Consider the following 10,586-nt stretch of genomic DNA (forward strand, 5'->3'; position numbering starts at 1 on the left):
TGAGATTAGACTTATTTCTAGTAAACAAATTGAAATAGTAAAGGCTACTATCCTCATGCGAAGCAATATCTTCTCTTATCTATACTATTAATATATTCAAATAATAATATAATTTGGAAGGAGAGAATTCTTTGAAAAAGGGATTTATTTTGTTTATGGGGATGCTGCTTGTTAACCTAACATGCTGGAATAATAAAATAGAAGCTGCAAGCTACGTTAATCCAAATCAAACGTATACATATGAAACAATGACAAGTAATATCAAAACGCTCGCACAAAAATACCCGGGATTAGTCCAATACCGTTCACTAGGGAAAACTCCATATGGAAGAGATATATGGGCAGTTAAGCTTGGCAGAGGGGATGCGACTGTTATGTACAACGCATCTCATCACGCCAGAGAATGGATTACGACGAATATCGTAATGGAAATGATTGACCAATATAGTGAAAAATACGTGTTGAATGGCACGATGGATGGCTATAATGTGGCAAATGTACTAAACAATACGTCAATCTGGTTCGTTCCAATGACTAATCCAGATGGAGTAACGCTTCAGCAAAAAGGATTATCAGCATTTCCATCTACCGCACATGCTAACCTCATTAAGATGAATGGCGGAAGTAAGGATTTTAAAAGATGGAAGTCTAATGCACAAGGCATCGATCTAAATAGACAATATCCGGCGCGCTGGGAACAAATCAATAATAATGCGAAAGCACCTTCCTACAAAGATTACAAAGGATCAGCACCACTAGTAACGGCTGAAGCAAAAGCGGTTTCTGCTCTTACTTATTTGGTTGACCCTGAAATAACGAATTCTTATCATACAGCAGGTAGGATTCTGTACTACCACTTTAATTATGGAACAAATACATTTGAAGGAGACAAGACACTCGGTACGACGCTTAGCAATATGACAGGTTATAGACTTATTCCACCTGATACAAATTTATCAAGCGGCGGTGGATATAAAGATTGGTTTATCCAAACATTCAAGCGGCCAGGATTTACATTTGAACTTGCTCCTTACGCAGGTGAAACCAATCCTCCAATCTCCATCTTTTCTGAAGAATGGACAAGGAATAAAAAAGCAGGCCTTTATATGGCAATAGAGGGAGACAAGCGCTGGGAAAAGCGTATAACACCTATAACTAAAACCATAACGCTCACACAAAAGGTACCATTGCATGACAGACCGAATGTCAATCATAAGATGGCAGCAGCGAGTCTTTATCCGGGAACATATAAAGTGAATGCAGCGTATGGAAACTTCTATCGTATCCAAACGATCCTTGGACCAAAGTGGATCGTAAAATAAGTAATTGTAAAACAAGCAGTGTAATGGCTGCTTGTTTTTTTGTGTATGTGGTTGATTACCTCTCCAGGTTACTCGCTTTCCGTGGAGCAGGTGGTGAGCCCTTTTCCGCTTTCCCCTTTTAAGGGTCTCATCTGACCACTCGTCTCGTAAGGGGATGTGAAGGGAATAAAGAACGCGGAATATGTCGAGAATTGTAGACTTGTGGTTAAATGGCAAAAACTTTTGGATTGAGAGGCAAAGCTCGTGGATAAACAGCCGAAATTTCTGGATTACGTGCCAAAACTTTTGGATTAGGCGAGCTGAATATCCCATTTTTAACTTTTTTACGAATAAACACCGATGAGGAAGGAAAGATAAAGTGGTAAATATATGAAGGAGGTTCTTATATGCAACAACAGAATCAAAATCAAACTCAAAATCAGCCCGTATTTCAAACACCGCCACAAGTGATCACAGGCAAAGATTTAAATTATGTGAAGGATATGCTTTCATGGAACTTACTTGGAATGAAAAAAGCGCACTTTATGGCCAATCAATGCCAAGATCCAGAAATAAAAGCTGTACTCGAGAAAGCTTGCCAAATGCATGAAAGTCATTATAAACGCATCATTAACCATATTTCAGGACAACAAGCAATGATGAACCAGTCGCAAGCTGGTTTGCAAAATTAGAAGGGAGTTAGATTTATGAATCAATCAAACAAAATTCAAAACCCAGAATCTTCTGTACCTAAAACTCCTCAGATGAACGACAGAGACTATATCAATGATGTTTTATCCTACGAAAAATATATGACTGATTCTTATTCAACAGCTTTAAATGAAGCAAGCCATAACGCACTTTATCAGGACCTTCTTGCTGTCTTTAATGAAACGCAAAATATGCAAAGAGAGCTTTATAACATGATGTTTAAAAAGGGCTGGTATGCACTTGAAGCAGCTGATGCTCAAAAGATGCAGCAAACTTATCAGCAATTTTCAAACTATATGAATCAGTTTCCACATCAAGGGCCAACACAATAATCCTACTAGAAAAGCTTTGACGAGTAAGACGTCAAAGCTTTTTTTATGTCACTAAAAAGGGCATTTTCACTATATTTCATGCATAACATATATCAAAATACTAGAGGTGTTTTAAATGCATGAAATGTCACTAGCTATGGATATTATTACTGCAATAACTGAAGATGCACGTATGAGAAAGATTAATTATATAAGCAGTATTGATGTAATAATAGGAGATTTATCCAATGTTTTAGCTGATGCATTGGAATTAGCTTTTTTTTATTTAAGAACACAAAGTTCTCCTTTAATCAATGGACAGACGAACTTAAATATTATTCGTGAAACAGCTAGGTCACGATGCAAGAAATGTACTCTTGAATTTATTCCTGACTATCGGATAGCGGTATGTCCATCATGTGGTGCTAGAAATTGCGAGCTTATTTCAGGTGAAACGTTTAGGGTGGAATCTTATGAAGGATGTGAGATAGATGAAAATTGAGGTCAAGAAAGATGTGCTTACGGATCAGAATAAGGCTGCTAAATTTAATAGAGAAACATTTCATCAGCACCAAACTTTTGTTGTTAACCTTATGAGCTCTCCTGGAGCAGGTAAAACGACCTTACTGGAAAATACGGTAAAAGCTTTGTCACGTGAATTCAGAATTGGTGTAATTGAAGGTGATCTGGCAACAGACCGTGATGCAGAAAGAATGCGTGCACTGGGAATACAAACCGTACAAATTAATACAGTCGGCGGGTGTCATCTGGATGCAAGAATGATTGCAAAAGTTCTACCAGATTTTGAACTGAATCAAATAGACATCCTTTTTATCGAGAACATTGGAAACTTAGTATGTCCTTCCGGATATGATTTGGGACAAGATTATAAGGTTGTGATTTTGAGTGTCCCAGAAGGAAATGACAAGATTCCTAAATACCCTGTTATGTTTAGAAGAACAGACATGACGGTCATCAATAAAATAGACCTTCTTCCGTTTGTGTCCTTTGATTTAGAAGAAGCGAAGAAGGATCTGGCAGCTATCAATCCTCAGTCTGTGTTTGTTGCACTTTCAGCTAAGACTAATGAAGGATTTGACCAATGGCTTAACTGGATAAGGGAAGGCTGCAGCAGATGCTTCAAGCCCTGAGCATTAAGATCAGCGGCAGGATTCAAGGAGTTGGTTTTCGTCCCTTTGTGTATTCGTTAGCAAAAAAATATGAACTAAAAGGAACCGTAAAAAATAATAAAAGCAGTGTAATTATACATGTAGAGGGTCATAGCAAAAACATCTCAAACATGGTAAAAGATTTAAGACTAAGTCCTCCTCGGCTATCCAAAATCATAGAGATGCAAATTGAGCAGACCGTTTCAAAAGGGTATAAAGAATTTTCTATCGAGCCAAGTCAACCAGATGGTCATGCTGTTCCTTTAGTATCATCCGATGCAGCGATTTGCACACAGTGTTTAGAAGAGATGTTTGATCCTCTAAATCGCCGGTATGAGCATCCTTTTATTAATTGTACACAGTGTGGTCCTCGCTACTCAATCATTACAAATCAGCCTTATGACCGACCGAATACAACAATGAAGAATTTTATTATGTGTTCAGACTGTCAGAAGGAATATGAAGATCCTTCTAATCGCAGGCACCATGCTCAACCTATTTGCTGTCCTGAATGTGGACCTGACCTTTATTTACTTAGCCATACCGGAGAATTATTAGAGAGGAACAAAAAGGCTTTAGAAATTGCAGCAGAAAAACTGAAACAAGGGAAAATCGTTGCTGTAAAGGGGGTAGGAGGATATCACCTAGCATGTGACGCTTTTCAAGAGAGAGCTATTGCTCATATTCGGCATAAAAAGAACAGACCTGAGCGTCCATTAGCTGTAATGGCAAAATCTATCGAAACGGTAAAGAGGTTCAGTTATGTTTCCAAAGTAGAGGAACAGCTTCTTACCAGTGCTGAAATGCCAATCGTTGTACTTAAGAGAATAAAAGATACTCCAATGCCTGCAAATATTTCACCGGGTTTATCTACTCTCGGTATCATGCTTCCTTATTCTCCTCTGCATCACCTTTTATTTAAAGAAACTGAATTAGATTGTCTAGTAATGACAAGTGCTAATCTCTCAGGCATGCCAATTCACTATAAAGATGACGATTTAGATCAAATACATGAAATGTGTGAATTCATCTTAACGCATAATAGAAAAATTCACCTTCCTATAGATGATTCCGTCGTACGCTTAGACGGTCAACACTTTCAATTCTTAAGGAGAGCGAGAGGATATACTCCTGAATTGTTTCCGACGAGTAGAAATATTGAGGGAATCATTGCATTAGGAGCAAATCAGAAAAATACATTCGCGATTGGAACAAACAAAACCGTAATAATGAGTCCACATATTGGCGAACTAGACAACGAAGAAATGAACAGATTTTATGAAGAAAAGCTTACACATTTTAAAGATTGGTTTCAAATTGAAGAAAAATATATAGCAATAGATAAGCACCCTGCATTTGCGACTGCAGCTCTTGCCAGCCGTTCGAATAAAGAGATCATTCGGGTTCAGCACCACCACGCTCACCATGTTTCTTGTATGGAAGAAAACCACATTGATCAACCGTGTATAGGAATTATTTTAGATGGAACTGGATTTGGAGATGACGGTCATATATGGGGATTTGAATGTTTATATGGAAATGCTAATGTTGTGGAACGGCTAGGACATTTAAGTTATACACCACTTCCTGGAGGAGAAAAAGCTATAAAGGAACCGTGGAGAAATGCAGCCGCAATGATTTTATACCATTGGCCGCATGAAGGGAAAAATCTCGCATATCAGTTGTTTCCAGATAAATTAAAACAGATAAACCTCATTGAAAGTATGATAAATAACCGATTGAACGTCCCGTTAGCTGGTACTTGCGGCCGTTTATTTGATGCGGTAAGTGCTATTTTAGGCATATGTATGTATTCAACTTATGAAGGTGAAGCAGCTATTAAGCTAGCAGACTATATGGAGGATATAGATGATGCATTTAATAGTGGCACTTATCCGTTTAATCTTAAAAAAGCAGAAAGCCTTGTTGAAATCGATTATACCAGGGCGCTATATCAGATTATCCAAGAGAAATTGCAGAACGAGCCTCATGAAAAAATAATTACGAAGTTCCATAACACAATTATACGCTGTTGCGTTGAGATGGTTCTGAGGTCAGTGAATGATAGACCAGAATTAAACAAGTCAGTTGTACTATCAGGAGGTTCATTTCAGAACATCTATTTATTAAGAGAAATGAAAAGACTGTTGCTGGAAAAAGGATTCAAGGTATATACACATAAAAATATACCGTGTCATGACGGAGGCATATCGTTTGGCCAGCTCGTTATTGCAGCCGCAAAAATAAATCAAAGGTCTACTTAAGAGAGGCGGGAGTATAAATGTGTTTAGGTGTTCCTGCAAAAGTAATAAAAATAGAATCGGAAAAAGCTTTAGTAGATGTAATGGGTTCTAGAATGTATGTTGGCATCGTTTTTGTTCCAGAGGTAAAAATTAGTGACTTTGTACTTCTTCATGCAGGACAAGCCATGACAATCATTGATGAAGTTTATGCAAAAGAAAGTATCGAGGAATGGAGGCGAGTGTTAGATGGAAACTTTAAATCTTCTATCTGACCCGATGTTTGCTAAAGATTCTGTTGAAGCGGTCATTCAGGCTGCAAACAGGTTTAAAGAGAAGTATGGAAGAAAGGCCGTTTTTATGGAAGTATGCGGATCACATACGATGGCCATAGCAAAATCAGGAATAAAAACAAGACTGAAAGATGATGTACACCTAATTGCTGGACCGGGCTGTCCTGTGTGTGTAACTGACCAAGAATCCATTGACTCTATGATTCAATTATCACAAGAACCAAACAGAATACTTTGTACTTTCGGAGATATGATGCGTGTGCCTGGATCTAAATTTTCATTAATGCAAGCAAAGACAGAAGGAAAGGATATCCGAGTAGTTTACTCTCCGTTAGACACTCTGAAAATAGCGGAACAAAATCCTGATAAAGAAGTTATCTTTCTAGGGATTGGCTTTGAAACTACGATTCCTATTTTAGCACTAACCATACAAGAGGCAATGACGAAAAGAATAAAAAATTTCTCGATTTGGATGACCACTAAATTAGTAGAGCCCGTTTTAAGAAATCTTCTTGAATCTGGACAAGTAAAAATAGATGGTTTTATTTTACCTGGACAGGTATCGGTTGTATTAGGTAAAAACAAATTTCTATACTTAGCAGAGGACTACAAAATTCCTGGTGTAATATCAGGATTTGAACCTGTTCAGCTGCTGAGAGGAATCTACAGATTGTTAAATCTTTTAATAGATGAAAAAGCAGAGGTCATAAATGATTATACGTATGCTGTTAAGGATGAAGGAAATCAGATCGCCCAAAATTTAATCAATGATTATTTAATGCCAAACGATGAAGGTTGGCGAGGGATAGGAATCATTCCAAAAAGCGGATTAGATTTAAAAGAACAATATGCCAGGTTTGATGCAAAGAAGAAATTTAACATAAGCATTCAAAAGCCTAAAATGACAAAATGCCGCTGCGGTGAAATTATTCGAGGACTAATCTCTCCAGAAGATTGCAGTTTATTTAACAAAGGATGTACTCCAATTAATCCGATAGGACCATGTATGGTCTCTGCAGAAGGCACATGTGCTGCCCATTATCAGTACATGAGGGAGGAATAAAGATGGCTAAGCGGGTTAGTTTGGCTCACGGAGAAGGCGGAGAATTAACGCATCAATTGATTAATGATGTTTTTATAAAAGCCTTTAACCACAAAGAACAAACAAAATTCGATTCTGCATTTATAAATATCACTTCTGAAAGAATGGCCGTTACCACAGATAGCTATGTGGTTAATCCCCTCTTTTTTCCTGGAGGGGACATAGGAAAACTGGCAGTTACCGGTACTATAAACGACTTATCAGTTAGTGGAGCTATTCCCTTAGTAATCACCGCAGGATTTATTATAGAAGAAGGATTTTTAATTTCTGATTTAAGAAAAATTGTTCAAAGCATGGCGTTTGAAGCTGAAAAATCAGGCGTAAAGATAGTTGCAGGTGATACGAAGGTTGTAGAAAAGGGCTCAGGTGACGGGGTGTTTATAAATACAACAGGAATCGGAATCATGCATAGAAAATATCAGCTTAAACCAGAACTCATAAAGGCAGGGGACTCGATAATCATAAGCGGTACGATAGGAGATCATGGGATTGCAATACTAAGCGCTCGTCAAGACCTTGGTCTACTGACGGATGTTAAAAGTGACTGTGCTGTGTTAACACATATGATTCAAAATTTAATGGACTATTCAGAAGGAATACGAATTATGCGTGATCCAACACGTGGTGGTTTAGCTACTGCTCTAGTGGAACTGAGTGAGGATTTTAACTTTACTGCCGAGATTAATGATAGCACCGTTCCGGTTCGAGATGAAGTACATGGTGCTTGTGATATTTTAGGGTTTGACCCCCTTTATCTTGCGAATGAAGGGAAGGTAATGATGATTGTTGATTCCTCAGATGAAACTGAAATATTAAATCGTTTAAAAGAATATGATTTGGGAAGAGATGCTTGCGTGATCGGCCGAGTAGTTGAGTGCAATCAATCTTCAGGAAAAGTTTTATTAAAAACACCTCTAGGAACTACAAGGCGCCTTCATCGGCTGTCAGGAATGCTTTTGCCGAGGATTTGTTGATTAACTCGGAGCATATGCATAGTATAGTGTGAATATGCTCTGAGGAGAGGATGAAGATGCAAAATATTGAAATGCTAAGACTTCAACTAAACAACCTTGTCACACAAGCTCGTTACGATATATATACTCTTTCTTCGACAAACGATTTATCTATGCAAAATCAAATATTACAACGGTTATGGGATTCCATATCAAGTATTCATTTTCTAAGTGAATTATTGGCCAATCAAGCTATGAACTGTACTCAACAAACACTCCAGCCTTATACAAACCACCAGCAAATTTCTGCAGGTTCTGCTTCATCCAATCCAATGAATCCCCAATCCACTTCCCGTATGTTTACTCTTGAGGAATTATCTAAATATGATGGTAAAAACGGAATGCCTGCTTATGTAGCTGTAAATGGAATTGTTTACGATGTGACAAATAATAAAGCATGGGCGGCGGCAACTCACTTTGGGCTGCTTGCAGGAAAAGATCTTACTAAAGAATTCAGCTCCTGTCATGCCGGACAGCAATCTATTTTAGCAACACTGCCAGTCGTAGGGAGGCTAACACAATGAGTCAGCACGTATTACCACCAGAGCCTATGACGAATGAAGCGATAGCTTCAAGATTAACAAACTTGGCTAAGAAAAAGATCAGAGATGGTCTAATCAAGAAAAAGAATCTTGTTTATTTAGAACTGAATGGCTGTTCAGGGAACATTATCTCTTTATTGAACGGACAAAATCCAGACTTTGAGTACACAATGAATTCTATGGTGAATATCCTCTACAGTAATAGTTTAATGGCATCTGAAGGTGAACAGGCTATTCAAAGATTGATGAATGCACTGGATGAAGACTATATTCTTGCAGTTGAAGGAGCAGTCGCCTTAAAAAACAACGGATTGTATAACATTATTGGAAGGTGGAAAGGGGAACCGTTAACAGGGCTTAAGGCGGCTAAAATGCTCGGAGAAAAAGCTTCGCAAATTTTAGCAGTCGGAGCTTGTGCAACACATGGCGGTGTATCTGCGGCAAAACCGAATTTATCTGAATCAGTGGGCTTGCAAACGATCTTGCCTGAAAAGAAAATGATTAAGCTGCCCGGATGTCCTGTACAGCCAGACTGGTTTTTAGGTACATTGGCACACCTTTTATTGTACGGAGAACCCGAGACGGATAACCTTGGACGGCCATTGATGTTTTACAGTACGCTCATTCACGACCGCTGTCCAAGAAGGCCATTCTTTGATAGAGGAATATTCGCTGAAAAGTTAGGAGATAAAACTTGTTTATTTAAACTTGGCTGCAGAGGACCTGTAACTAGGATTGATTGTCCGACTAGACAGTGGAATGGTCATGTGAACTGGCCGATAGGAGCTAACACACCGTGTATCGGATGTGCACAGTTCGGTTTTCCTGATGCGATGGCTCCCTTCATAAGTTACGATACGACGAGGGTGGTGAAGAATGAGTAAACGAGTTGTAATTAACCCTTTAACACGAATAAGCGGATTTATGGAAATTGACGTCATTATTGATCAAGGCAGAGTGGTTGATGCAAAAACAAAAGGTAATTTATTTAGAGGTTTTGAACAGATGCTAGTAGGTAGAAGTCCTTTTGATGCTGTATATTTTACACAGCGAATTTGCGGAATTTGCTCAGCTGCTCATTCAATGGCATCTTCTGCTGCGTTGGAAGATGCACTAGAGATCCAACCCAGTGAACAAGGAAGGTATCTTCGTGATATCATTCATTGCTGTGAATTTCTTCAAAATCATATACGTCATTTTTATCAATACACAGTCCCCGATTATGTAAAGATTGATCAGAATACACTGTTTCAGGCAGATCATACTGATTATAGATTGCCCCGCAAAATTAATGACAGAATATCAAAACATTATTTTGATTCCCTTGCGATAAGCAGGTCAGCTCACCAGATGCTTGCTGTACTTGGGGGGAAAGCACCTCATAATCATGGTGTATTTATTGGAGGAATTACAACGCAGGCAACTACTGAAAAAGTTGTGCATATTGATTCTATATTGCAGCAGATCATGATTTTTATAGAAGAAAAAATGTTACCAGATGTTTATGATATTGCACACTATTACTCAGATTATTACCGTTTAGGCGGCGGCTACGGAAATCTGCTGTCGTATGGCGCATTTTATAATTACAAAGATTTAGGAACTTTATATGTAGATCCACTTGTTTCAACTCCGAATAAGATCGAAGTATTTGATGAGAGAAAGATTCAAGAAAAAATAGACTATTCATGGTATGAATCTTCAAAAACCACTTATAAACCAGACCAAGTGATGCCTGACCCTGATATGAACAAAAAGAAGGGGTATTCCTGGGTTAAAGCACCTAGATATGATGGCTTACCTTATGAAGTCGGGCCGTTAGCACGTCTAATATTAAGTGGAGAGTATGAGATGGGAATATCCGCTATGGACCGGACAATTGCAAGAGCACTTGAAACAAAAAA

12 protein-coding genes are annotated in these 10,586 nt (G+C 38.3%); all 12 read left to right on the forward strand.

Features of this window, described 5'->3' with window-relative positions:
- The first annotated feature begins 131 nt into the window (after nt 1-131).
- Nucleotides 132-1,322, forward strand: a complete 1,191-nt coding sequence (locus P8610_RS17600) for a M14 family zinc carboxypeptidase (RefSeq protein WP_394605612.1) — start codon at nt 132-134, stop codon at nt 1,320-1,322.
- 386 nt (nt 1,323-1,708) lie between these two features.
- A complete protein-coding gene (locus P8610_RS17605; protein WP_394605613.1) occupies nt 1,709-1,993 on the forward strand; it encodes a hypothetical protein in 285 nt (94 codons plus the stop codon).
- Between the two features lie 15 nt (nt 1,994-2,008).
- Nucleotides 2,009-2,344, forward strand: a complete 336-nt coding sequence (locus tag P8610_RS17610; protein ID WP_394605614.1) for a spore coat protein — start codon at nt 2,009-2,011, stop codon at nt 2,342-2,344.
- Nucleotides 2,345-2,459: 115 nt separating this feature from the next.
- Nucleotides 2,460-2,825, forward strand: coding sequence for a hydrogenase maturation nickel metallochaperone HypA (locus P8610_RS17615; protein WP_394605615.1), 366 nt, complete (start codon nt 2,460-2,462; stop codon nt 2,823-2,825).
- On the forward strand, nt 2,815-3,474 hold the full coding sequence (gene hypB, locus P8610_RS17620; RefSeq protein ID WP_394605616.1) for a hydrogenase nickel incorporation protein HypB: 660 nt from the start codon (nt 2,815-2,817) through the stop codon (nt 3,472-3,474). Before P8610_RS17615 ends, hypB begins: the two co-directional genes overlap by 11 nt.
- Nucleotides 3,459-5,756 carry a carbamoyltransferase HypF gene (hypF, locus tag P8610_RS17625; RefSeq protein ID WP_394605617.1) on the forward strand — a complete coding sequence of 766 codons (2,298 nt, stop codon included), beginning with the start codon at nt 3,459-3,461 and terminating at the stop codon, nt 5,754-5,756. Before hypB ends, hypF begins: the two co-directional genes overlap by 16 nt.
- Nucleotides 5,757-5,773: 17 nt before the next feature.
- The gene (locus P8610_RS17630; RefSeq protein ID WP_394605618.1) at nt 5,774-6,007 is read left to right on the forward strand and encodes a HypC/HybG/HupF family hydrogenase formation chaperone; all 234 of its coding nucleotides are present in this window, start codon (nt 5,774-5,776) and stop codon (nt 6,005-6,007) included.
- Complete coding sequence (gene hypD / locus P8610_RS17635; protein WP_394605619.1) at nt 5,982-7,088, forward strand: hydrogenase formation protein HypD; 1,107 nt, start codon at nt 5,982-5,984, stop codon at nt 7,086-7,088. Before P8610_RS17630 ends, hypD begins: the two co-directional genes overlap by 26 nt.
- A 2-nt stretch (nt 7,089-7,090) precedes the next feature.
- Nucleotides 7,091-8,101, forward strand: a complete 1,011-nt coding sequence (gene hypE, locus P8610_RS17640; protein ID WP_394605620.1) for a hydrogenase expression/formation protein HypE — start codon at nt 7,091-7,093, stop codon at nt 8,099-8,101.
- A gap of 50 nt (nt 8,102-8,151) precedes the next feature.
- On the forward strand, nt 8,152-8,664 hold the full coding sequence (locus P8610_RS17645; protein WP_394605621.1) for a cytochrome b5 domain-containing protein: 513 nt from the start codon (nt 8,152-8,154) through the stop codon (nt 8,662-8,664).
- A complete protein-coding gene (locus tag P8610_RS17650; protein ID WP_394605622.1) occupies nt 8,661-9,566 on the forward strand; it encodes a hydrogenase small subunit in 906 nt (301 codons plus the stop codon). The genes P8610_RS17645 and P8610_RS17650 overlap by 4 nt, the downstream gene beginning before the upstream one ends.
- The coding region (locus P8610_RS17655) for a nickel-dependent hydrogenase large subunit (protein ID WP_394605623.1) at nt 9,559-10,586 on the forward strand (1,028 nt) is incomplete at its 3' end. The genes P8610_RS17650 and P8610_RS17655, both read left to right, overlap by 8 nt.

It is taken from the genome of Fictibacillus sp. UD (assembly GCF_043558025.1).
Lineage (GTDB): Bacteria > Bacillota > Bacilli > Bacillales > Fictibacillaceae > Fictibacillus.